Source organism: Desulfolutivibrio sulfodismutans DSM 3696 (assembly GCF_013376455.1).
Lineage (GTDB): Bacteria > Desulfobacterota > Desulfovibrionia > Desulfovibrionales > Desulfovibrionaceae > Desulfolutivibrio > Desulfolutivibrio sulfodismutans.
The window spans coordinates 409,727-432,839 of record NZ_CP045504.1; the positions used below are offsets into that span (position 1 = coordinate 409,727).

General features: G+C 64.2%; 23 protein-coding genes and 2 tRNA genes. 18 read left to right on the forward strand and 7 right to left on the reverse strand.

Translation table 11 applies throughout. The features are described from left to right. Positions 1-55 precede the first annotated feature (55 nt). Both GD606_RS01820 and dksA read right to left on the reverse strand, forming a co-directional pair. A complete protein-coding gene (locus GD606_RS01820; protein WP_176629182.1) occupies positions 56-1,681 on the reverse strand; it encodes an NFACT RNA binding domain-containing protein in 1,626 nt (541 codons plus the stop codon). Between the two features lie 36 nt (positions 1,682-1,717). Further along, positions 1,718-2,080, reverse strand: coding sequence for an RNA polymerase-binding protein DksA (gene dksA / locus GD606_RS01825; RefSeq protein WP_163302664.1), 363 nt, complete (start codon positions 2,078-2,080; stop codon positions 1,718-1,720). Between the two features lie 247 nt (positions 2,081-2,327). Here dksA and GD606_RS01830 point away from each other — a divergent pair, with 247 nt between their 5' ends. The 6 genes from GD606_RS01830 to GD606_RS01855 all read left to right on the forward strand — a co-directional run bounded on the left by GD606_RS01830 (position 2,328) and on the right by GD606_RS01855 (position 6,655). Further along, the gene (locus GD606_RS01830) at positions 2,328-3,065 is read left to right on the forward strand and encodes a Rossmann-like domain-containing protein (RefSeq protein ID WP_163302665.1); all 738 of its coding nucleotides are present in this window, start codon (positions 2,328-2,330) and stop codon (positions 3,063-3,065) included. Between the two features lie 143 nt (positions 3,066-3,208). Further along, positions 3,209-3,283, forward strand: a tRNA-Cys gene (locus GD606_RS01835). A 9-nt stretch (positions 3,284-3,292) separates the two neighbouring features. Further along, a tRNA-Gly gene (locus GD606_RS01840) sits at positions 3,293-3,367 on the forward strand. 99 nt (positions 3,368-3,466) lie between these two features. Beyond that, positions 3,467-4,240 (forward strand): class I SAM-dependent methyltransferase, encoded by a 774-nt coding sequence (locus tag GD606_RS01845; protein ID WP_163302666.1) that lies wholly within the window; start codon positions 3,467-3,469, stop codon positions 4,238-4,240. After that, a complete protein-coding gene (locus GD606_RS01850; RefSeq protein WP_163302667.1) occupies positions 4,233-5,963 on the forward strand; it encodes a YcaO-like family protein in 1,731 nt (576 codons plus the stop codon). Before GD606_RS01845 ends, GD606_RS01850 begins: the two co-directional genes overlap by 8 nt. A gap of 374 nt (positions 5,964-6,337) precedes the next feature. Further along, positions 6,338-6,655: a TusE/DsrC/DsvC family sulfur relay protein gene (locus GD606_RS01855; RefSeq protein ID WP_163302668.1), complete on the forward strand. Its 318-nt coding sequence runs from the start codon at positions 6,338-6,340 to the stop codon at positions 6,653-6,655. Positions 6,656-6,992: 337 nt separating this feature from the next. Here GD606_RS01855 and GD606_RS01860 read toward each other — a convergent pair whose 3' ends face one another. Then, complete coding sequence (locus GD606_RS01860) at positions 6,993-9,779, reverse strand: tetratricopeptide repeat protein (RefSeq protein ID WP_176629183.1); 2,787 nt, start codon at positions 9,777-9,779, stop codon at positions 6,993-6,995. A 34-nt stretch (positions 9,780-9,813) separates the two neighbouring features. On the opposite strand from GD606_RS01860, the gene GD606_RS01865 reads away from it, so the two are divergent. Beyond that, positions 9,814-10,179, forward strand: coding sequence for a molybdenum cofactor biosynthesis protein MoaE (locus GD606_RS01865; RefSeq protein ID WP_163302687.1), 366 nt, complete (start codon positions 9,814-9,816; stop codon positions 10,177-10,179). 51 nt (positions 10,180-10,230) lie between these two features. Here the strand turns inward: GD606_RS01865 and GD606_RS01870 are convergent, their stop codons facing one another. Further along, a complete protein-coding gene (locus tag GD606_RS01870; protein ID WP_246298928.1) occupies positions 10,231-11,082 on the reverse strand; it encodes a glycosyltransferase family 2 protein in 852 nt (283 codons plus the stop codon). Between the two features lie 104 nt (positions 11,083-11,186). Here GD606_RS01870 and GD606_RS01875 point away from each other — a divergent pair, with 104 nt between their 5' ends. Continuing rightward, positions 11,187-11,927 carry a UPF0280 family protein gene (locus tag GD606_RS01875; protein ID WP_163302670.1) on the forward strand — a complete coding sequence of 247 codons (741 nt, stop codon included), beginning with the start codon at positions 11,187-11,189 and terminating at the stop codon, positions 11,925-11,927. 273 nt (positions 11,928-12,200) lie between these two features. Here the strand turns inward: GD606_RS01875 and GD606_RS01880 are convergent, their stop codons facing one another. The 3 genes from GD606_RS01880 to murA all read right to left on the reverse strand — a co-directional run bounded on the left by GD606_RS01880 (position 12,201) and on the right by murA (position 14,902). Continuing rightward, positions 12,201-12,998 (reverse strand): 2-amino-3,7-dideoxy-D-threo-hept-6-ulosonate synthase, encoded by a 798-nt coding sequence (locus tag GD606_RS01880; RefSeq protein WP_163302671.1) that lies wholly within the window; start codon positions 12,996-12,998, stop codon positions 12,201-12,203. 289 nt (positions 12,999-13,287) lie between these two features. Beyond that, entirely contained in the window at positions 13,288-13,623 is a 336-nt protein-coding gene (locus GD606_RS01885) for a hypothetical protein (protein ID WP_163302672.1), read from the reverse strand. Between the two features lie 25 nt (positions 13,624-13,648). After that, a complete protein-coding gene (gene murA, locus GD606_RS01890; RefSeq protein WP_163302673.1) occupies positions 13,649-14,902 on the reverse strand; it encodes a UDP-N-acetylglucosamine 1-carboxyvinyltransferase in 1,254 nt (417 codons plus the stop codon). A gap of 206 nt (positions 14,903-15,108) precedes the next feature. On the opposite strand from murA, the gene GD606_RS01895 reads away from it, so the two are divergent. The 10 genes from GD606_RS01895 to GD606_RS01940 all read left to right on the forward strand — a co-directional run bounded on the left by GD606_RS01895 (position 15,109) and on the right by GD606_RS01940 (position 23,111). Beyond that, positions 15,109-15,357 carry a FeoA family protein gene (locus GD606_RS01895; protein WP_163302674.1) on the forward strand — a complete coding sequence of 83 codons (249 nt, stop codon included), beginning with the start codon at positions 15,109-15,111 and terminating at the stop codon, positions 15,355-15,357. A 316-nt stretch (positions 15,358-15,673) separates the two neighbouring features. After that, complete coding sequence (locus tag GD606_RS01900; RefSeq protein ID WP_163302675.1) at positions 15,674-16,039, forward strand: ArsR/SmtB family transcription factor; 366 nt, start codon at positions 15,674-15,676, stop codon at positions 16,037-16,039. Beyond that, positions 16,036-17,271, forward strand: coding sequence for a mercury methylation corrinoid protein HgcA (hgcA, locus tag GD606_RS01905; RefSeq protein WP_246298930.1), 1,236 nt, complete (start codon positions 16,036-16,038; stop codon positions 17,269-17,271). The genes GD606_RS01900 and hgcA overlap by 4 nt, the downstream gene beginning before the upstream one ends. A 14-nt stretch (positions 17,272-17,285) precedes the next feature. Continuing rightward, positions 17,286-17,561 carry a mercury methylation ferredoxin HgcB gene (gene hgcB / locus GD606_RS01910; protein ID WP_163302676.1) on the forward strand — a complete coding sequence of 92 codons (276 nt, stop codon included), beginning with the start codon at positions 17,286-17,288 and terminating at the stop codon, positions 17,559-17,561. Positions 17,562-17,678: 117 nt separating this feature from the next. Beyond that, the gene (locus GD606_RS01915; protein ID WP_163302677.1) at positions 17,679-18,110 is read left to right on the forward strand and encodes an arsenate reductase ArsC; all 432 of its coding nucleotides are present in this window, start codon (positions 17,679-17,681) and stop codon (positions 18,108-18,110) included. A 227-nt stretch (positions 18,111-18,337) separates the two neighbouring features. After that, positions 18,338-18,811 carry a C-GCAxxG-C-C family protein gene (locus GD606_RS01920; RefSeq protein WP_163302678.1) on the forward strand — a complete coding sequence of 158 codons (474 nt, stop codon included), beginning with the start codon at positions 18,338-18,340 and terminating at the stop codon, positions 18,809-18,811. 40 nt (positions 18,812-18,851) lie between these two features. Continuing rightward, on the forward strand, positions 18,852-19,691 hold the full coding sequence (locus tag GD606_RS01925) for a hypothetical protein (RefSeq protein ID WP_163302679.1): 840 nt from the start codon (positions 18,852-18,854) through the stop codon (positions 19,689-19,691). Positions 19,692-19,894: 203 nt separating this feature from the next. Continuing rightward, complete coding sequence (locus GD606_RS01930; protein ID WP_163302680.1) at positions 19,895-20,338, forward strand: arsenate reductase ArsC; 444 nt, start codon at positions 19,895-19,897, stop codon at positions 20,336-20,338. Continuing rightward, a complete protein-coding gene (locus GD606_RS01935) occupies positions 20,335-22,443 on the forward strand; it encodes a sensor histidine kinase (protein WP_163302681.1) in 2,109 nt (702 codons plus the stop codon). The genes GD606_RS01930 and GD606_RS01935 overlap by 4 nt, the downstream gene beginning before the upstream one ends. After that, a complete protein-coding gene (locus GD606_RS01940) occupies positions 22,440-23,111 on the forward strand; it encodes a response regulator (protein ID WP_163302682.1) in 672 nt (223 codons plus the stop codon). The genes GD606_RS01935 and GD606_RS01940 overlap by 4 nt, the downstream gene beginning before the upstream one ends. Positions 23,112-23,113: the final 2 nt, after the last annotated feature.

The window sequence follows — 23,113 nt, forward strand, 5'->3', positions numbered from 1 at the left end:
CCGGTCAGTCGATGCAAGAATGTCCACGCCAAAGAGAAGATCGATTTGGAGATCGTCAAGACTGGCGAAGCGTATTCTCCAATTCGGGAGAAAGATTCACGGCCAGGGTTTCCGCCAGCTTCTCCACCTGGACCTGGCCCGGGGCGAAGCCCTTGCCCCGGCGCACGTCCCGGACCAGGGCCATGAGCACGTTTGCCTTGGCGTCGCCCGCCCGCCAACTGGCCAGGGCGGCCAGGGTCGCGGCCTCGACGAGGCTTTGCCGGGGAACCTCGCGGCCGGGGTGGTCCCGGCGTAAAATGACATGGGAGCCCGGGCCGCCCTCCACATGAAACCAATAGTCGAAGGGCGAGGCGGCCTTGCGCAGAAGCTCCTCGTTGGCCCGGGCGTTTTTCCCGCGAAGAACCAGAAAGCCGTCCGAGGTGCGGTAGACGTGGGCCGGGATGCCGCGAAAGCGTCCCGATTCCAGGTCGTCGGCAGGGGCCGTGGATTTTGCGGCGCGACCTCCGGCCGGTTTCGCGGCCGGTTTGCCGCCCGGGGCGGGTCCGCCTGAAGCGGAAGGCCGATCCGGCCAGCCTGCCAAAGGATCGTCGGCCTTCGTCGGGTCGTTCAGGGCGGCCCGGCGCGCGGCCACCACGGCCAAGCCCCGGCGTCCCTTGGCGGCGCGCGAAAACAGATGGTTCATGTTTTCCAGGATGGTCAGCCGGGGGTCGAGGTCCTGGGTCATGGTCCCTTTTTCGGGATGCTCCAGGGTCAGGGCGGGGACGCGGCTTTTGGCGTCCAAATGGTGCAGGTTGGCGGCGATGGCCTCGGCAAAGGCCCCCTGGCCGATCATGTCCGTAAGCCTGGCGGCGTCCTGCTCCAGGCGGGAGAAGGCCCGGGCCGTGCGTCTGGCCCGGTTTTTTTCACTGGCCACGGCCTTTTGGGCCGTATCGCCCGAGGCGGCGGCGAAAAAGTGGGGTTCCCCGAAGGCCGCAGCCGCCGACAGGGGGTCGGGAAAGGCCTCCAGGGTCGCCTGGGGAGACAGCCCGGGCATGGGGCGGCAAAAGACGTCCAGGGGGAGCGCGGGCGGGGCTGGGGTGGCCGCCGGGCCGGGGAGGGCGACGAAATAGCCTTCCACTTCACCCCGCTGCACAGCCGCGTAAAAATCCCGGGCCTGCTCCGGTGGCAGCGTGGCCACGGCCTTGCGCAGCCTGGGCGTGATGTGCGCATGGCTCTGCCAGATATCCGGATCGCGGCGCACGGCCTCGAAGTCCGGCCAGTCGGGTTCGCCTCCGAATCCGTCGGGCAGGGTGTCCGCCAGGCTCAATCCGGATTTGGCGTCGATGACGAAAAAACGGCCCTCCCCCTGGGACAGGCAAAGGGCCAGCCTCCTGGCGGGCCAATCCCCAAGCGCGCCCAGGATGCGCCGATCCGACAGCCGCTTGCGCAACCACATGGCCTTGGCCGGAGGATCGGGGGGGAAGGTCGGCTTATGCGCCGAGACGAAAAGAAAAAAACGGCCGGGACCGATCCGGCCGTGCAGATATTTGGGAGGGGAAGCGTCGGTGTCGTTCGGCGTGCAGGCCCCGGACAGCCCCAAGGAAAAAAGTCCCGGGGCGGGGAAGGCGATTTTGCCTAAACGGGCCCCGGTGAGCGTCCGGGACAGCAGGGGGAGCAGGCTTCGGAAAAAATCGGCTTCCATGGCCTGACCTGGCCGCGATGCGCCGGGCGGCCCGGGCTATTCGCCGCGCAGGTTTTCCTCGTCTTCCTGCTTGCTTTTGCACTTGATGCACAGCGTGGTCACGGGGCGGGCCTTGAGTCTGGCCACGCTGATGTCCTCGCCGCACTCCACGCACTCGCCGTAGGTGCCGTCGTCGATGCGTTCCAGGGCCTCTTTGATCTTTTTGATGAGCCGACGCTCCCGGTCCCGCAGGCGAAGGGTGAAGGCCCGGTCGGACTCGGCCGTTGCCCGGTCGGCCGGATCGGCGTAGACCTCCACGGTGTCGGTCATGTCCTCAATGGTTTCCTCACCCTTTTTGAGGATGTCCTGAAGCATGTTGCTCAAAAGATTTTGAAAGAAATCCACGTCTTTGGGGTCCATGCATCCCTCCTGGCGCGTAAGCCGTCCTTAGGCGGCGGCTTCAAAAGAGATTTCCTCTATATCAAAGCCGAACGAACGTAAAGCATCCTGAAGCGTCCGGATTCTGTTGGGCGCGAATTGTCACAGAAAAACCGGGATGGCCGCAGCCGTCTCCATGAACGCCTTGCAGGCCTTGCTGGCCTTGCGTGAAAGACGTAGACGACAGGCGAAAAAAAGAATCGATCCTGAAGGTTCAGGGGAGTCGCCTATGCGGACCAGCCAGTCGGACATTGTCGCCGCCGTGCGCCAGGAGGCCGCCGCCCGGCCTGACGAGGCCGTGGGGCGCGTGGTCGCGGGGGCCTTGCTTGTGGGCGTTTACGCCACGCGCATGGGGCTGTGCACCAATGTCGCCGGGGAGGCCTTTGCCCCCGCCTCCGGGGGAACCCTGCACGGACTGCTGTCTGGGCTGGACGTGACCGGTCTCGACGGCCGGACGGCCAGCCTGGCCGTGGCCGCCGCCGGGGCGCTTTTGCCGCCGCCCCCGGTATCCGCAAAAAAGGCCCAGGATCTCGTTTTGGAACGCGGCAGGGGGCGGCGTGTGGCCGTGGTGGGGCATTTCCCCTTTGTGGAGAAAATGGGCCCGGCCTTTGCCTCGTTTTCCGTGTTGGAACGTGCCCCCCGGCCCGGCGATCTTCCCGCTGCGCAGGCCGAAGCGGTGTTGCCCGAGGCCCAGGTGGTGGCCATCACCGCCTCGGCCCTGGCCAACGGCAGCCTGGGGGGGCTTTTGGATCTGTGCGCGCCCGGGGCCTTTGTGCTCCTGGTGGGGCCAAGCGTGCCCTTCGCCGGATGTCTGTTCGATTTCGGCGTCGATGTCTTGTGCGGCAACGTGGTGACGGACGCCCCGGCCGTTTTGGATGGCGTGGCCCGGGGGCATGCCTACCGGGCACTGCACGGGCTGTCGGCGGTGTGCGCCGTCCGGGATGATTTTGTCAAAAAAATCCGTTGACGGGGGGGGCGATTCTCGATAAAGACCTTTCCTCGCTTGGCGGCCGCCGAGAGATGCCCGGCCAGGACATTGCTGGAGGGAAAACCCCGAAACGGTTGACAAGGAATCCGGGCGGACGTAAGAAGCCGGTTCTTTGAAGACGAGGCGGCATAGCCAAGTGGTAAGGCAGAGGTCTGCAAAACCTCCATTCTCCGGTTCAAATCCGGATGCCGCCTCCACACTCCGCAGCGGGAGTAACTCAGTGGTAGAGTGCAACCTTGCCAAGGTTGAAGTCGCGGGTTCAAATCCCGTCTCCCGCTCCAATTGAAATCACCACGGGCCGGTCGCCACACCGGCCTTTTTTTTTACCCGCCGCGCCCCTGCGGCCCCCGGCGGACCACCTCAAGCCCCCGGAACATCCCGTGTCCCACACTACATCCCCTCTTGCCGTATCGGACGACGCCTCCCTGGACGACCTTTTGGCCCTGGCCGGGGCGCGATACCATGTGCGCTTCGAGCCGGTCACGGTGGGCGACACCACCCTGGAACTGCTCCAGATCGCGGACATGGAGGCCCTCATCGACCGCCTGACCCGCGAATCCGGCGACGGCCCCCTGGAGCTTCCGTTCTGGGCCAAAATCTGGCCCACCTCCATTCTCCTTTCGCATTTTCTGGGCCGACTGGAGCCTGAAACCGCCTCGGGACAGCAGAAAACCATGTTGGAGATCGGCGCGGGAGTGGGCATCTGCGGGCTTTTCGCCGCCGCCCGGGGGGTCGACGTGACCATCACCGACATCCACCCCGACGCCCTGCTGTTTTGCCGCATAAACGTCCTGAAAAACGGCCTTTCAGCCAACGCCCGGGTCTGCCGGGCGGATTTCTCCGCCGACCGGCTGGGCAGGCGTTTCGACTATATCATCGGCTCCGAGGTGCTCTACCTGGAGGATCTCCACCGCCCATTGGTCAAGTTTTTGTCCGCCCACCTGTCCCTGGACCCCGAGGCCGAGATTCTTTTGGCCCGGGATTACCATCGCAAGGCGCCCACGTTTTTCCGCCGCGCCGCACCCGACTACGACATCGCCGAACGGACGTTGGGCTACAAGGAAACCACCCCCCCCGAGCAGCCCGGCGCGGCGGGGCGCATTGAGCGGCAGTTGACCACCATCATCCGTATGCGGGCCAAAAAACATGCGTAAGCTCCTCCCGACGTCCAAAGGGTACGTGGCCGATTCGGACAAGATCTGTTCCCCAGAGGAAACCGTGGCCAGGGCCAAGGCCGCCTTCGCGCGTTTCGGATCGGGCCTTTTGGCCGAGACCCGGCGCATCGACACCGGGCGTCTGGGCATCCCGGTTTTTTTGAGCATGTGCGGAGAAAAGGCCCGGGAGATCATGCCCACCCGCAAGCAGATGGGGAAGGGGGCCTCCCCGGCCCAGGCCGAGGCCTCGGCGCTCATGGAGCTCGTGGAACGCTACAGCTTTTTTTCCTTCTGGAACACGCCGGACAACTTCCGGGAACGGACCTGGTCTGCGGCCCTTGCCGAATGGCCGGGGCAGGTCATGCCCCTGGAAGACATCCTGCGGTCGGTGGACGATCCCCTCCCCTTGGCGGCCGCCGCCGAGATCATGGATCTCGTGCCCTGGCGTTTTGTGTCGGCCCGGAACCTGACCCGGGACAGGGAGGAGTGGGTTCCCCTGGACTGGTTCAAGAAACTCAACGAGTTTAACGGGTCTTCCGCCGGAAACGGGCTTGAGGAGTCCATCCTGCAGGGCGCCTGCGAACTGGTGGAGCGCCACGTCTGCGCCGTGGTGGACCGCACCTGGCCTGTGACCCCCACCATCAGCCTCGACTCCCTTGACGATCCGGTGTTGTGCGGGCTGGTGGACGCCTTCCGCCGTGAGGGCGTTTTCCTGCTGCTCAAGGATTTCAGCCTGGGCATGCCCGTGCCCACGGTGGCGGCGCTGGCCTACGACCCGGCCACCTTCCCTGACGCCTCGGAAATCGTGTTTACCGCCGGGACCGCCGCCTCCCCGGCCAAGGCCGCCATCCGGGCCGTCACCGAGATCGCCCAGTTGGCCGGGGATTTCGAAACGATCAGCAACTACGAGGCCTCGGGCCTTCCCAAGTTCGCCAGTCCGGCCGGTTTCGCCCGGCTTCTGGACGGTCCCGAGACCACCCTGGCGGCCATGCCGTGCCTCGAGCGCGGGGATATTCTGGAGGAACTGACCCTGCTGGCCCGGGGGCTGGGGGAAAAGGGGCTGTGCCTCTACAGCGTGGAGACCACGAATCCGGAGCTTTCGCTGGTCGCCAATTACAACTTCGTGCCGGGATTTATGTTCCGGGAGCGGACGCCAAACGCCAGCCTGGGACTTTTCGTGGGCCGCATCCTTGTCGAGGAGACGCCGCCGCCCATGGCCTCCCGGGGGCTCGACGTGCTGGCCGGGCATTATCCGGATGCGGCCTTCGTGCCCTTTTTCCGAGCCATGCTGGCCCTGCGCGAAGGGGACGACGCCCTCGCGACCGGTCTTTTCGCCCTGGCCGAGCCGCTTTTAACCGATCCCGAGGACAAGGCCCTGGCCGCATTTTATCAGGCCCACGCCCTGACCCGGGATGAAAAATGGGATGCGGCCGTGCCCCATCTTGACCGGGCCATCGCGTTGTGCCCGGAGGTCAAGGAATACTTCAACCTGCGCGGCGTGGCCCGGTTCAAGGCCGGGGACTACGCCAGGGCGTCCGGGGACTTCGAGGCCGCCCTGGCCCTGGACAGCGGCTCGGCCATGGATCTGGCCAACCTGGGGCTGTGCCATGACCGGCTGGGGCATCCGGATCTTGCCGTGCATTATCTCCAGTCGGCCATCGCCCTTGATCCAGGCCTTGATTTCGCCCGAGACCGGTTGGCCGGGCTTTTGGGCCAGAAGTGATGCCGGTCATCCAACCCCTGGACAACCCACGGAAATATGATAGGGGTTATCCGCGATTCACGGTTGGAAGGAGGGATGGACGTCTCCGCCCCCCGGTGTGTCCCAAGCACAGAAAGCTGGCCAGGGGGATTGACAAGACCGGTTTCGACTTTTAGAACCGCACAAGATTTGGAGACGAAAGCCGCTTTCGCATGACATCCTTGTGGCTTTCGGGCGGCGACGCCACCCTGCGGGGTACTCTTCGAGACGTGACAAGAAACAGCGGATCGCTGTTTTTCGGTGGGGACGCCCGGGAACGGGCAGAGTTTTGACACTGACATGCCACAGTGTTAAAAACTAGCAACACCTTTTTTCAACACTTAAGGAGGATGCGCATGGCCACTGTTGAATTCAAAGGAAAAACTTTCGATGTCGATGAAGACGGATTCTTGCAGAAGTTTGAAGACTGGTGTGAAGAGTGGGTCGAGTATGTGAAAGACTCCGAAGGCATCAAGGAACTGAGCCCCGAGCACCGCAAGGTCATCGAGTTCCTTCAGGACTACTACAAGAAAAACGGCATCGCCCCCATGGTGCGCATCCTGTCCAAGGTGACCGGATTCAAGCTGAAGCACATCTATGAGCTGTTCCCCTCGGGACCGGGCAAAGGAGCCTGCAAAATGGCCGGCCTGCCCAAGCCCACCGGCTGCGTCTAGTCCGTCGCCGCATTTTGATACGAAAGGCGGGGAGTTCGCTCCCCGCCTTTTTTTGCGCCCTCGGGCCGGGGGGGGGGCAGCGATTTTCGGCAGTCGGGGACGGCCTGACGGGAGAAGCGGCGGCACAGGTGAAACTGCCTCCCGGTGACGCGGGGGGAGCCCAAGCTGGCGGCAACTTGCCTTCCCCGACATCGGGTCGGACATCTCTCCCGATGTGGCCGGGGACGGGAGACGTTTTCTGTGTTTCGGTCGTGATCCGTGTGCGTGGGGCAGGGGGCTGCATCAACCCCCGCAGGGAGCCTCCAGTCTTCCCCTGGCGTGGGAGATGAAGGTGGGATTATTTCTTTTTGGCCCCTGGCTTTGCGGCGGCTGGCGCGGCCTTGCCGGGCGGAAGGGCGGTCTTGGCCGAGGCGGCGGGGACTGCTTTTTTCCCGGCATCCTTGCCCGTCGTGGCTGGTTTTGCGGATTTTTTCGCCTTGCCTTTCTTCTTCTTGGCTGCAGGCAGCTTGCCTTCGTCGGCCAGTTGGAAAAGCTTTCTTTTTTTGCTGTCAAAGGTGATGGCGGTCTTGATGGCTGCCAGGCCCATGGCCATGATGCTTAGGACTATGACCAGCCCTTTCTGCAACTGCCATTTCTGGCGTTCCACCATGTCCGCCATGGCCCCCTGCCCGAACTGGTTCAAACCGTAGACAAAAAGCGGCACCAACAGCAGGGCCATGGCCAATCCGGCGATCTCCATCCACATGAAATTGCGCCCGAGCAGCATGGTGAAAAACGTGGAATCGCGCACAATGCGCAGACTCACCAGCCGGGAGCGCAGGGTTTTGATGCGCTCGTCCACGAAAGGCAGGGCTTCCTGGCTTTTGCGAAAATTTTCAGGGAGGTTGAGCGTTGTGGTGCGCATCCAGTTGAGTTTGGCCGCGCAAAAATTGAAATCGCGATTGAAGTCCTTGAGCAACTTGGGGAAGGGAAACCAGGCCGCTTCCCGCTGGATGGACTTGAGTTCCTCGAATTGGGCCTGACGCCTTGCCTGGATGTTTTTGATCTCGCTGTCCAGCTTGGCCGCGATGGCCTCGCGCAGGGTACGTACCTCGGTCACCACATCCTTATACGCCACATAATTCTTGATGGTCCCGAGCTTGGCCAGGGCCTGGATGCGGGCGGTCGTCTCCTTGAGGTAGGCGTCTTCGGGAGGGAAGTGGATGGCCAGGGTGCCGGACATGGCTTCAAGGCCCTCCAGAGCCTCGGCCGCCGCCAGACCGGCCTCGTTCCAGGGCCTCCACAGGGCGGCCAGGACATGAATGCGGCCCCTCTCCAACTCCGGATCAACCAGAACCTTGTTGAATATGGCGGCGTCGGCGGCCATAAGCCCGGCGAACAGGGACATGCCCTGATCCGTAAAGCCCATCTTCACCATGCAGACGCCCTGCCGGTATTCCGGCTCAACCCAGCGCGGCGTCTCCTTGGCCGCCAGCTTGTACAGCCCGATGGCCTTCTGAAAATCCCCCTGCACTTCCATGGCCCGGGCCTGGAGAAAAAGGAAGCAGGCGCGCTGCAGCGCCGTGTAGGAGAGCCGCACCGCCTCCTGCCAGTAATAGGCCGTCTTGACCCAATCCCCGGATTCCATGGCCAAAAAGCCCTGCACGGCCCGGGGGTGGTAGCCCCGGGTGTAGCGGGTCAGGGCCTGTGAGACGAATTTTTCCGTCTCCTCGACGTTTCCGGCCCGCAGGTTATCCAGGGCCTGCCACAAAAAGTCCCCCTCCCGAGGCGCGAGCTGGGAAAGCCCGCCCGGGAGATCCTTGCCCTTGCTGCGCCACACGGCCTCCATCATGCGCAACTGGGAGGCGAAGTTCACCTCAAAGGCGGCCTTGAATAAAAGCGCCTTGGTGTCCGAGGCGGCCAGAAGCGAGGCGGCCATGCTCCCCGTATCGCCCGCCAGGGCGGTATCCAGGGCCTTGAATTGCTCGTTGATATCCGTGATGTCCACCTGGGCGAGGGTGTTCCATATCCCGGGGTTCCATTCCCCGAGTCCCTTGGACGGACAATGGGCCGGGTCGTGGTTGGTCAGGCCGCAATAAAAGCAGATGGGCCGGTCGCCGGAGACCAGTTGGGCCGGGTAGTCGATGGGCACCGTGCCGGTTTGGGCGGCGTCGCCCTCGGCCGCCAGTCGGACGTTGCACCAGTCTTCCACGGAGTTGCCGCGCGAGGCGTATCTGGCGTCGTTGATCTTGAAGTCGCGGCCGAGCAGAAAGGCGGAACGGTAGCTCATGTGCGGGAAATCGGGGGTGAGCTTGTCCCAGTTGAGATTGATTTTGCGCGGCAGATCCTTGGCGAAGGAGAAGCCTTTCTTGGGGACGGCGGCCATGACGCTTGGCCAATATTTGTGCTCTTCCTCGTCATTGTCCCGCAGGCTCGCGATCATGACCAGGATTTCGCGGCACCAGGTTTTAAACTGGCGCAGACCTTCCAGGGGGTAGAGAATGAACCCCTCATGGGCCACATACTTGATGCCCATGCGTTCCAGCAGCTTTTGCAGCTTGCCGTAGATGGTGCGCCAGCCCTCGGAGGTGTTCTTGTCCAGGGGGTCGCCCAGAGGCTTGGTGATGAAATACCATCCCAGCCCCGAGTCGTAGGATAGTCCCGGGGCGGGGTCGAGCAGTTCCCAGGCCACCTTCATGAGCCCTGTCGGGGCGGGGGCCGGGATGGTCGAAAGCCCCGGAGTGGCGGTGATCATGGCCTTGAGGTTGGGATGGATCCAAATCTCGATTTCTTCGGCCGGAGCGATCTTTTGCCGTGTGGCGTCCACCGTGGCCCCCACGGTCAGTTCGAGCCTGGGGCCGATGAGGATGGACGCGGGCATGACCACCAGGCTCATGGACAGCTTGTTCACCCGGCCCCATATCTGCATCCGGGCCAGGGCGTTTAAGGCCTCCTCGCCGAAAAAGCCCCAGACGGATTGGAAATTGTCCTCGGCGACGAGAAAACCCCCGTAATCCTGGAACATCTGCCCGAAAGCCGGGTCAAGCTGGCCGGACCATACGGCCCACACCGTGATCCCGGAATGGACCATGCGGGACTGGGGGACGCGGGGCGCCTTGTCCAGAATTGTTGAAAACGAAAGCATGGACAATCTCGCTCTTTTTTCCTACCAAGTGGCTATGGACATTTCACAAACCATCGCAACGCTGAAAAAGGAACCCGGCTTCCACGAGAAGGTGGGCATGATCCTGACCCACAACGGCGTGGCCCGGGCCACCTCCAGGGCCGGCCGCCCCGTCTCGCGCATCGAGGTCATTCCCGACCGGGCCAAGATCGAGGCCATCCGGGCCGAATGCGAAACATTACCAGGGGTCTTTAAAATCGTCGTGGAGGCCCATAGCGGAACCTTCGCCCCCGGCGACGACCTGCTGTTTATCGTGGTGGCCGGCGATATCCGGGAAAACGTGCTCGCGGCCCTGTCCACGACCCTCAACCGGATCAAGTCCGAGGCCGTGGCCAAACGCGAGACCCTGATCGCTTCCTGATCCAGCCCTGCCGGGCTGTTTCGCCCCGCCCCCGGAGCCATCCGGGGGCGGTCATGCGCCGTGCGCCGGGACATCCGGGTCGCGCAGGCTTTGCCGCGCCAGCTTCCACACCCGGGCCGCCTCGTCCACCCGGCCCCGTTTGCAGCAACCGTTGGCGTAAATACGGGCCTTGCACACCAATTCTTCTTCCATGCAATCCCGATGCCAGGGACTCATTTTCTCGGTGGCCAGTATTTTTGCCAGGGACTTGATGCGAAACAGGTCCATGCCCACGAACCGGGCCGACAACTGGTCCGGACGGCCGCCCCGGCGCACGGTCAGGGCCTCGTCCAAAAGCCCGATGGGCCCGCGAAGCAACATGCGCAGCCACAAATCGTAGTCCTCGCAGGCGGCCAGTCCTTCGTCGAACCCCCCCACCTGCCGCAGATAGTCCCGTTCGATCATCACGCTTGAGGGGCTCACCAGGCACAGCCGCAGGGCCTGGCGGAAAAAATCCCCGTCCTTTTTCAGGTGGACGCGCCTGGGGTTGACCCGTCGGCCGCCCCGCATCCATATTTCCTGGGTCTGGCTCACGGCTTGTCCGGTGTCCGCCATATAGGCCAGTTGCCGCTCGATCTTGCCGGGAAGCCAGGTGTCGTCCGAGTCGAGGAAGGCCACGTAGCGCCCCCGGGCCATGGACGCCCCCAGGTTACGCGCCGCCGCCACCCCCCGGTTGCTGGTGGCGGCCAGCCGCAGCCTTGAGTCGGAAATGCCGGCCAGGACCGCCGGGGTGTCGTCCGTGGAGCCGTCGTCCACCACCACAAGCTCCAGGTCCGCGCCGCGCTGGGAGAGCACCGAGGCCACGGCCTCGGACACCATCGCTGCCCGGTCAAAGGTGGGGATGACCGCCGATACCGTCACCATGCCGCTCCTCCCGGGCCATATATACCCCACTTGGGCCAAAGGGCCAAATCCCCCCCCTTCCGCTTGGCCGTCCGCCATGGCATGATCCCCGTACGGAAACCGCCATGCACACCGACCCCAGACGCACCTACCGCCACCCCCTGCATCCCCGATCCGGGGAAACGGCTTTTCAGGTCGTGGTGGAGCAGACCGATCTGCGCATCGTGGCCCGGCGCGACCTCTCCGTTGAGATCGCGGCCTATGTCCACGAACTGCGCGTCGGACTCAAAAACCATATCCTCCTCCACCCGTCCTTCGCTTCGAGCCTTGTCCCCGTGGACGTCCCGGAACAGGCCCCGGCCCTGGTCCGCCGCATGGCCCACGCCGCCCGCCTGTGCGACGTGGGGCCCATGGCCGCCGTGGCCGGGGCCATCGCCCAGGCCGTGGCCGACCGGTTCCGGCCGGAGAGTCCGGACATCCTGGTGGAAAACGGCGGCGACATCTTCATGCACTCCACCATCGGCCGCACCGTCGCGCTTCTGGCCAAACCCATCGAGGGCGCACGCCTGGGGCTCCATATCGCCGCCGACCGGTTTCCCCTCTCCATCTGCACGTCCTCCGGCCGGGTCGGGCACTCCCTCAGTTTCGGCCAGGCGGACATGGTGGCTGTGCTGGCCCGGGAAGGCGCCCTGGCCGACGCCGCCGCCACGGCCCTGGGCAATCTTTTGCACCACGAATCGGATATGGAGGCCATGCTCGCCGCCGCGCGTTCCCTGACCAGACGCGGCGTCACCGGCGTCTTTGCCCAGCTCGGCGAGGCCATCGGCGCCTACGGCGACCTGGAACTGGTGGCGCTGGAAGATTAAGTCGGGGCTGCCGCCCCGCCAGCGTCGGGGCTGCCGCCCCGAACCCCGCCCGGGGGAAATCATTTCCCCCGGAACCCCCTGATTCCGGCCGGTTGCCTGAAGTGCGAAGCACTTCAGGCAACCGGCCGGAAAGTCAGGTTGTCCGGAGTAAGTGATTGCTCCCGAGCGCGGACGCGAAGCGCGACAAAGTTTTTTGAAGAGGGGTCCAGGGGGGAAACTTTTTTTCAAAAAAGTTTCCCCCTGGCCGCCTGAGGCATCGATTCGGGGGGGCGATCAACTCTCGATCAGGGCCATGGCCTCGTCGATGGAGGCGTCGTCGTGGACCAGGCGATTGACGGCCTGGAGGAGCTTGCGCGGGTTTTTGTCCTGGAAGATGTTGCGCCCCACGGACAGTCCGCGTCCCCCGGCGTCCAGGGAGTGGCGGATCATGGTCAGGAATTCCCGGGTGGTCTTGGTCTTGGGCCCCCCGGCGATGACCACGGGCACGGCGCACCCCCGACAGACGGCGGCAAAGGAGTCCTTGTCGCCGGTGTAGGGCACCTTGACCACGTCGGCCCCCAGTTCCATGCCCACCCGGGCGCAGTGGGCCACCACCGTGGGATCGAACTCGTTTTGAATTTTGGGGCCACGGGCGTAGATCATGGCCAGCATGGGGATTCCCCAGGAGGCGGAGCTCTGGGTGATGCGCCCCAGGTCTTCGAGCATACGCGATTCGGTCTCGTCGCCGAGGTTGATGTGGGTGGACACGGCGTCCGCGCCCAGGCGGATGGCCTCCTCCACGCTGCACACCAGGGTCTTGGCGTTGGGGAAGGGAGAGAGGCTGGTGCTGGCCGAGAGATGCACGATGAGCCCGATGTCCCGGCCCTTGGCCCGGTGTCCGCAGGGCACCACCCCTTTGTGCATGAGCACGGCGTTGGCCCCGCCCTCGACCATGGTGGTCACGGTGTCGCGCATGTTTTCGATGCCCGCGATGGGGCCGACGCTGACGCCGTGGTCCAGGGGGACGATGATGGTGCGGCCGGTGTCGCGGTTGAAGATGCGTTCGGTCCTGATGAGTTTTCCGATCAGCATGGCAGGCTCCCTTTGGGTTTGTCCACGAGCGGGGCGGGGGCGGACCCAAAAAAAGGGCCGCCGGCTTTGTCAAGCCCGCAGCCCTTTCGAGGCGGTTTGTATGGTGTGCGACGCTAGACCGTCCCCCACCCCGCCGGACCACGGGCGCACAAGTAGCCGTAATAATAATATGTGCCCTGGCAGGGCGCATACGGCTGGCAGGCCGTGGGGCGGGTCGACACAAAGGACAGCATGTCGCAAGGCTACGTCGCACCCGGCCCGCCTGTCAAGCGAACATCCCGGAAAAATGCTATTTCGGCGTTTCCAAGAGTCCGTCCCGGATGATCTGCCGGGCCGTTTCCTGGTTGTCGGGGCCGGGCCTTACGGTGTTGGGGCTGGTGTCGGCCTCGGGGTTGGGAACGATGCGCACGCGCGTGCCGCCGCCCTCGCTGACCAGTTTTTGGGCCGTGCAGGCGTTCTTGCAGGCCGGGCACTGGGTGTTGCACAGGCTGGCGGCCTGTCCCGCAGCGCCCGTGACATGGCACAGCACCGCGCCTCCCGGGGCCAGGCAGGCGAACACCTCGGCCTGGGCCGGGCAGGCAAAGGACAGCGTCAAAAGGGCGATCAGCAGGGGCATGGTCTTCATGTTGGCTCCTTTGCGGGACAGCCCGTCATTCCCGGGCGCGGACGATGTCCGCACCGACCTTGGACAGTTTGACCTCCATCGATTCATACCCCCGATCCAGGTGGTAGACGCGTTGGATCTCCGTGGTGCCGTGGGCGGCCAGACCGGCCAGGACCAGGGAGGCGCTGGCCCGCAGATCCGAGGCCATGACCGGCGCGCCGATGAGCCGGTCCACGCCGTGCACGAAGGCGTTTTGCCCGGAGACCTTGATCTTGGCTCCCAGGCGGACCAACTCCTGGACGTGCATGTAGCGGTTTTCGAAGATGGTCTCCTTGATGGAGCCTGCCCCTTTGGCCAGGCACATCAGCGCCATGATCTGGGCCTGCATGTCCGTGGGAAAGCCGGGGTAGGGCAGGGTGGCCACGTCGGCGTTGACCAGTTCGGACTGGCGGAACACGCGCACCCCGGCCGGAGTCTCGGTAAAGCCCACGCCCATCTCCCGCAGTTTGGAGACGGCGGCGTCGAGTTCGCGGAAGGGGCATTTTTCCAGAATCAGGTCGCCGTCGGTGATGGCTGCGGCCACCATGTAGGTGCCGGCCTCGATGCGGTCGGGCATGATGGCGTAGCTTCCGCCGTGCAGGGAATCGACGCCGTCGATGGTGATGATGGTGCTGCCATGGCCGGTGATCTTCGCCCCCATGGCGATGAGGAATTCGGCCAGGTCGGAGATCTCCGGCTCCCGGGCGGCGTTTTCCAGGATGGTGCGGCCCTTGGCCAGGCTGGCGGCCATGAGCAGGTTTTCCGTGCCGCCCACCGTGGGGAAGTCGAAGGTGATGTGCGCCCCGGTCAGTTGGTCGCATCGCCCCTCAATGTAGCCCGCTTCGAGGTCGAATACGGCGCCCATCTTTTCCAGGGCGGACAGGTGCAGGTTGACCGGCCGCGCGCCGATGGCGCATCCGCCGGGCAGGGCCACCCGGGCCCGGCCCAGCCGGGCCAGAAGCGGCCCCAGGCACAACACCGAGGCGCGCATGGTCTTGACCAGGTCGTAAGGGGCCTCGTGGTTGAGGGCGGCGGCCGGAGCGACGGCGACCCGGTCGTCCTCGAAGGTCGTGGCCAGCCCCAGGATGTTTAAGAGTTTGAGGGTGGTGAAGATGTCCCGCAGGCGCGGGACGTTTTCGTAGGCAATGGGGCCGTCCACCAAAAGGGCGGCCAAAAGGATGGGCAGGGCGGCGTTTTTGGAGCCGCTGATGCGTACGGCGCCGTGTAGGGGCTTGGCGCCCTGGATGACGAGTTTGTCCATATTTCGAGGGGATCCTTTGCGTGTCGGATTGGCGCTGTGCGCCGGGCGCATGGTGGCCTACCCATATCGCGGCCTCGCCCCGGGGGCAAGCAGCCCGGCGTGGCCTGCTGCCGACGGCCTTGCCTGGGCGCGGGTGTTTTCAAATTGAAATAACCTTGACAATCATTTTCAACAGGCCTATTTCTTTGTGCACCCAAGGAGTCATCATGTCCCCGTATGGTCCGCTTAGCCAATTTCCCGCCGGAACCCGTGTTCGCATCGAAAAGCTGTGCGACTGCTCCCGGGCCAGGGGACGGCTGTGCTCCATGGGGTTGACCCCCGGGACCGAGATCGAGGTCTTCGCCAACTGCGGCGGCCCGTGCTGCCTCAAGGTACGCGGGGCGAGCCTGACCCTGGGGCACGGACTGGCCGGAAACATTTACGGCCGGATCGTCGATTCCGAGGTCGCAGCGTAAAAAATATTTCCCTGAATTGACCCCGCACCCCGAAGCGGCGTTTTCGGACCACCCACGCTGGTCTGGAGACGCCGCTCCTTTTTTCTCATTGCAGCCATTCACTGTCCCTGTCGTGTGGCGACCTGTTTCCGGCGCTCCCTGACACCCAGGAGCCAGACGATATCCGTCGCCGTCGGTTTGTCCTCTATCAGCCCACGATCATAGGGGATTTGGACATTATCCTGAGGGGGTGTCCTGGTTTGTAGCGAGGCCGCACAGCCAGGCGGCGATTCCGTGCTTGACGCATCCGCGCATAATCGTTTATCGTCGATTTACGATGAATAAGCACGACACCATTCATACCAAATCCTCGGACGAGCGGTTGGCCATGATGTGCAAGGCCCTGGGGCATCCGGCCCGGGTGGCCATCCTGCGCCATCTTCATGAAATCGACGGCTGCGTGTGCGGGCGCATCGTGGAGGTCTTGTCCCTGGCCCAGTCCACGGTGAGCGAACACCTGCGCAAGCTCAAGCTGGCCGGGCTGGTGCGCGGGGAGGTGGACGGCCCGAGCACCTGCTATTGCATCGACAGGGATGGCCTGGAACTGCTGCGGGGGATGCTCTCGGGATTGTGTCCGGGGGCAGGCGTCGCGGCTGGGCCGTCGTGTCCCGGGGAGATCAAGATGCAGGGGGACGCGTCATGATGCCGCTGACGGGAAAAAAGCGGACCACGGCTGCGGCCGATCCCTGCTGCTGCAGCGACGCGCCGGGCCGTGGCGACGCAGCAGCGTCCTCATGTTGCGACGGTTCCGCTTCCGGCGGCGAGGATTCCGGCCAGCCCTGTTGCGGCGGCCCCCAGGCCCCGGCCGCAAGTCCCATGGCCCGGCCCGGCTACGAACTGCACCCCTTTGTCGAAACCTTTCGCACCACCCTGGCCGGTCCCGTGCCCGTGGTGCGCACGTCGCTTGACCGCCGCGATTTCCGGGGAACCCTGGGGGCCCGGCTGGGATACGGCCGCGACGGCTACCGGGTGGCCCCGGGGCTCTATGCCGTGGGACGGCCCGGGCCGGATTCTCCGGTCCTGGTCACGGCGGACTACAAGCTGTCCTTCGACGCCCTGCGCCGGGAGCTTTCGGGAATCGACGCCTGGATTCTGGTTCTGGACACCCGGGGGATCAACGTCTGGTGTGCGGCGGGCAAGGGCACGTTCTCGGCCGCAGCGGTGGCGCGTCTGGTCGAGGCCAGCGGCCTGGCCCGGGTGGTGTCCCATCGCCGACTCATTGTCCCCCAGCTTGCCGCCCCGGGACTCGATGCCCGGGACGTCCGGCGGCGGTGCGGATTCACGGTGATGTTCGGGCCGGTACGGGCCGCCGACCTTCCGGCCTTTTTGCGGGCCGGGAACCGGGCCGAGCCCGCCATGCGCCGGGTGACCTTCACCCTGTCCGAACGGCTGGCCGTGGCCCCGGTGGAGGTCTACCACGCCCGGAAATGGCTGTGGTGGGCGGCGCTTGCGGCCCTGGCCGTGTCCGGGATCGGGCCGGGCGTCTTTTCCCTGGCGGCCGTGTGGGAACGCGGGGTGTGGCTTGTGGCCGCCATCCTGGCCGGACTTGTGGGGGGCGCGTTGGTTGTTCCGGTTTTTTTGCCGTGGCTGCCGGGGAGGGCCTTTGCCTTCAAGGGGGCCATCGCCGCCGGGGGGCTCGGACTCCTGACCGTCCTGGCCCAGGCGGCCTGGGCTCCGGCAGCGGTTTCATCGGCCGGTCGCCTGGCCATGGTCCTTGTGGCCGGAAGCCTTGGGTCGTATTTGGCCATGAATTTCACCGGCTCGACGCCCTTCGCCTCGCCCTCGGGGGTGGAGCGCGAGATGCGCCGGGCCATGCCGCTTCAGGCTGTGGGTCTTGTGATTGCGGCCATTTTGTGGATCATCTCGGCCTTTTGAGGCCAGGAGGGAACATGCGCGACATGCGGTATCTTTCCGGAGTGGCCTCCATTTCCCTGGATGTCCGGCGCTGCGTGGGATGCGGCCTGTGCGAGGCCGTCTGCCCGCACGGGGTGCTGGCCCTGACGGAGGGCAAGGCCGGGATTGTGGATCGCGACGGGTGCATGGAGTGCGGGGCCTGCGTGACCAACTGCCCCACCGGGGCGGTCGCCGTCACCCCGGGAGTGGGCTGCGCCGCCTACATTCTCCAGGTCTGGTTGAAAGGCAAGGCCAAGGCCTCGTGCTGTTGACCGTCGCCTTTTCGTCACCAGGACGTGATAGTTCCGGTCGGAAATTCCCGGCTCGGGCCTTTTGCCCTGGCCGAAATCGACCGAAACTGCCTGGTCGGCAAACGAAGGGAGACCATCATGAAGAAGTCCGTACTTTTCATCTGCGTGCATAATTCGGCCAGGAGCCAGATGGCCGATGCCTTTTTGAAGGCCAGGGGGGGCGAAGGCTTTGCCGTGGAAAGCGCCGGTCTGTCGCCCACGAGCATCAATCCTCTGGTGGTCGAGGCCATGGCCGAAAAGGGCATCGACCTGTCCGGGGCCACAACCCAAAGCGCCTTTGAACTGTTCCGGCAGGGGCGGCTTTTCGAATACGTGATCACCGTCTGCGACGATTCCAATGAGAAGCAGTGCCCGGTCTTTCCCGGCCTGGTACATCGCGAACACTGGCCGTTTGAAGACCCGGCGGCCCTGACCGGGACGCATGAGGAGAAGATGGCCGGAGTACGCCGCATCCGGGATCAGATCGAGGAGGCCGTCGCCGCCTTTGCGGGCCGCTTCGGGAGCGCCTAAGGCCTGGGAGGAAAAGACAGGCACGAAGGGGCGCGGACGGTTGCGAGGTTTCGGCAGTGCGGGATATTCCTGCTGCGGTGCGTACCATTGACGGTGTTTTCGTTTTTGGGCTACGTCGCGCACATCGGTTGTGATTGTGCCCAGACCCCGTCCGTGTTGGCTGGCGAGCAGATTTTGATCCTGCGCGCGAATTCATCGGGGTCGCAGAGCGCAAAAGGGATTCCGGCATGACGGACGACGGGACTCGGGAAATCGCTTCGCGCGAGGCGGTGCGGCTTTTCGCCGACGGACACAACTGCGCCCAGGCCGTTTTGGGGGCGTTGGCCCCAGGGTTTGGCCTGGACCGGGAGACGGCCGTGCGGCTGGCTACGGGATTCGGGATAGGCCTGTCCATGGGCGAGACCTGCGGGGCGGTATCCGGTGCGGTCCTGGCCCTCGGCTTGGCCTATGGCGGTGGAGGTCCAGGCGGAACCGAAGCCAAGCTGGCCACCTACGCCATGGCCGGGGAATTTTTCGACGCCTTTGCAAAGGTTCACGGCGCCCTGCGTTGCCGGGAACTCATCGGGTGCGATCCCTCCACCCCGGAGGGCATGCTCGTAGCCAGAACCGAGGGCCGGTTCGGCTCGATCTGCGCCGGGCTGGTGGGCACAGCCGCCGCCATCGCTGCGGACATGCTTGCAACACGGTCGCCGTCTGCCTGAGCCCTCGGCTGATACGAATCCGCACCCTGGAGGTTTTTTGGTGAATGCCGCTTTCCGTGGTGTCTCGTCCGGGCCAGGCCGTTTTACCGCCCCGCTGATGGCCCTGGCCGGGGTGGTGTTGTGCGTGGCCCAGGCCTTGGGCTATGCCGAGATCCTGTGCGTCACCGAGGGGTGCGCCCTGCATGAGAACACCACCGTGTTCGGGCTTTCCCTGTGGTGGTGGGGGGCGGCGGCCTTTGCCGGGCTGGGCGTATTGGCCCTGATGGGCCGGGCCGGGCTGGCCTCCAGAGCCGGGCTTTTGTGTCTGGCGGCCGATATCGGGCTGTTGGCGCTCATGGCCCTGACAGCCCCCTGTCTGACCTGTCTGGTGGCCGGGGCGCTTTTTCTGGCGTTTTATCTGTGCGCCACTCCCCGGGAGGGCGTTTTCAGGCGATTGCCCCTGGCGATCATCCTGGCCTGGGCCTTGGCTTTTTCCCCGAACCTGTTCGCCGTGGGCAAAGAGGCCATGCAGCCCTGGCCCCTGGTCGGCCCCCAGGCGGCCGCCGTGCGCCTTTTTTTCTCTCCCACCTGTCCGGCCTGCCGTGACGCCGTGGCGGTCATGTCCCGCCTGGACAAGCCGTTTCTGGGCTTTTTTCCCATCGCCGGAACGGAAGAGGAGGTGCGCATGGTCGCCAGGACCGTAAACGGCCTGGAGGCCGGATTGTCCCTGCCCGAGGCCCTGGCCCGTTCCGGAGACGGCGAGCCCGTCGAGGTGGGGCTTTTGCTTCGCTTCCGGCTCCTGAAAAACAAGGTGGCCTATCTGGGCGGCCGTCCGGATGGCGTGCCACATCTGCAGATCAACGGCTGGCCCCGGAAGTGGGACAGCGTCGATGTTTTTTAGGAGACGCCGTATCAAACGCCTGCTTTCAGGTCGCGACCTGCCTGCCGCAACGCGGCATTGCCCCACTTTGCCGCCTTGAAATCCATGCTCGTCACATTCATCTTCTTCTTCGTTTTGAAAAATGTTTGCGCCGGGCCTGGAATAGCGTACACCGTAACTGACCACCGATCCGTATGTCCGGCATCGGAGACCTGGGGACATCCATGGGCACGATCACGGTTCTTTTTTTATGCACCGGCAATTCCTGTCGCAGCCAGATGGCCGAGGGATTCGCCAAAAGCCTCAAGGCCGGGGTGATTGACGCCTATTCCGCCGGCGTTGAGCGGCATGGCCTCGACCCCGACGCCGTGACGGTCATGGCCGAGGCCGGGATGGACATCTCCGGTCAGCATTCCAAAACCGTGGACGAATTGCCCCCCGTGCGCTTCGATTATGTGATCACCTTGTGCGGGCACGCCGCGGAAAACTGTCCGTTTTTTCCCGGCCCGGTCAAACGCCTGCATGTGGGTTTCGACGATCCTCCGTCCCTGGCCAAGGACGTGGTCGACGTCAAGGCCCGGCTTGCGCCCTATCGCCGGGTGCGCGACGAGATTCGTCGTTTTGCGGAAGGAATGCCTGGAAACCTCCCGGGGGAAACGCATCCGTGACCCTGCGTGCCACCACCACCGGCATCATCTTTATCATTTTTACGACGCTTTTCGCGTTGCTGTACGCCGTGACGCACCACAACATCCTGTCCAGCTTCCAGATTTTGGAGAGAAAACAGATTGCCGAGTCTCTTGGAAGGGCCGAAAACGCCTTGCAGGGCGAACTCCAGGGACTTGACGCCGTGTGTGAGGATTGGGCCGCCTGGGATGAAACCTATGCCTTCATCCAGCAGCCAAGCGACGACTATGTTTCGTCGAATATAACCGGTCAGGCCCTGGCCAACCTGCATCTGGACATGGTTCTCTATTACGACGAGGGAGGGCGGTTGGTCCTGGGGAAGAGCCATGATGCGGACTGGAATATCACGGATGCCCGTCAGCGGGATGTGGCCCGCATCAGCCCGGATTCCCCGCTGTTTCTGCGCCGGGAGAACAGCCTCCGGGGTGGGATGATCATGCTGCCCGACGGGCCGTTTCTTGTGGTCGCCCAGCCCATCCGCACCAGCGAAAAGGGTGGCCCAATCGGGGGAACCCTGGTCATGGGCCGGTATCTGGACGCGCACCGGGAACAGGCGCTTTCCTACCAACTCAGGACGTCCGTGCGGTTTTATCGCTTAGCCGATTCCGGACTACCCCGGCAGTTGGAGGATGTGGCCGCCGCTTTGCGACGCAGCGGGGAATACCAGATCGTTCCCGAAAACGACGATATGATCAAAGGATATGCCCTGATCCGGGATATTTACGGGGAGCCGGGACTGATCCTGGAAATCGAATCGGATCGGGACATGCATCGGCAGGGACTTGTCACCCTGCGCTATAATTTTATTTCCCTGGCGGCCATCGGCCTGACCTTTGGCCTGGGCATGCACTACCTGGTGGAAAAACGCATTCTTTCCCGGGTCACCAGCCTTGGTGCGCAGATCGCGGCCATCCGTCGCGATTCCCAGGCATCCCGCGACATTCGCGTGGCGGGCAGTGACGAGATCACGAGGCTGGGCACGGCCATCCGGGAGATGCTGGCGGAGATGGAAAGCGCCCGGGAGAAACTCGCCGAGAGCGAGAAACGGTATGAAATGGCCACCCGGGCCGCCAAGGTCGGCGTGTGGGACTATGATTTCACCTCCGGCGCCTTGTTTCTCGACCCAAGCCTCAAGACGCTGCTCGGATACCGCGACGAGGACATCGAAAACAGCCTGGAGTCCTGGCTCAATCTGGTCGATCCCGAAGATCGTGCCGTGGCCCTGGAGGTCACCCGGGACAGCCACCGTGAGCGTTCGGCCGAGGTCATCCGCGAATACCGGTTGCGCCACAAGGACGGCGGCACGCGCTGGATCATGATTCGGGGACTCGTGCAGCGCGACGCCTCGGGAACGCCGGTGCGGTTTCTTGGCACGGGGGTCGACGTGACGGATTTGAAGCTCGCCGAACAAAGCGTGCGCCATCTGACCCGGGAGATCATCACGGCCCAGGAATACGAGCGGTTCCGGATCGCCCGGGAGCTGCACGACAATGTGGCCCAGGATCTCTCCAGCCTCAAGATCTCCTGCGAAGCCATGTTTGAGAGCCTTCCCAAGGCGGACAGCGATCTGCGGGAACGATTCGCCGAGACCTCGCGCATCCTGCAGCGGGCCATCACCTTTATCAGGGAAATGGCCTACGCCTTGCGTCCCTCCAACCTGGACCATTTGGGTTTTTTGTCCACGGTTGAACGGTTTTGCGCGGACTTCGAGGAAAAGACGGGAATCCATACCCGGTTCCTACACACGGGCATGGAGGGCGTGGTCTTTGATGCGGAGACGGAAATCAATCTCTTTCGGGTGGTTCAGGAGGCCCTCGGCAACGTCCGGAGGCATTCCGGAGCGACCGAGGCCGCCGTGAAAATCGTGGAATCGCACCCGCATATCATCGTGCGCGTGGAGGATAACGGCGTGGGGTTTGACGTGTCGAGCGGCCTCAACACCGCCATGGAGGAAAAACGCATGGGGCTTGGCGGCATGCGTGAGCGGATCAAACTGTTGGGCGGCGCCCTGCGCATTCTCTCTGCTCCGGGCCAGGGAACCCGTATCGTGGCGGAGATACCGTCGGTGCGCGGGAGGACGGCATGACGGCCAAACGCATCCTGATCATCGACGACCATCCCTTGTTTCGTGAGGGCCTGAAAACCATCATCCGGCGTAATCCCGGCTTTGAACTGGCCGGTGAGGCCGGAACCGCCCAGGAGGGGCTGCGCCAGGCCCAGCGCCTACATCCGGAATTGTCCGTGGTGGACATCTCCCTTCCCGACAAAAGCGGCATCCAACTCGTCCGGGAACTGGCGGCCGTTTTACCCGAGATGCGGATCATCATGGTCAGCATGCATACCAAGGTCGAGTACATCGTGGAGGCCTTCCAGGCCGGGGCCACGGGGTACGTGACCAAGGATTCGGCCTCGGAGAACCTCATGACCGGGCTGATGGCCGTGGCCAAAGGCGAGTTTTATCTCGATCCCTCCATTTCCCGGGAAGTCGCCAAGCGGCTGCTGGAATTCCCCGGCGGCAGGGACCAGGGAACCATCGCCGGAGGCGGATCGGCGGCATACGACTCCCTGACTCCCCGGGAACGCGAGATCATGCGGCTGGTGTGCGAAGGCATGTACACCAAGGAAATCGCCGACATGCTGTCCATAAGCATCAAGACCGTGGAGCACCATCGGGCCAGCGTCTTGAAAAAAATCGGATTGCAAAATACCGTGGAGCTCGTTCGCTATGCGGTAAAAATTGGGCTTATCGATTGATC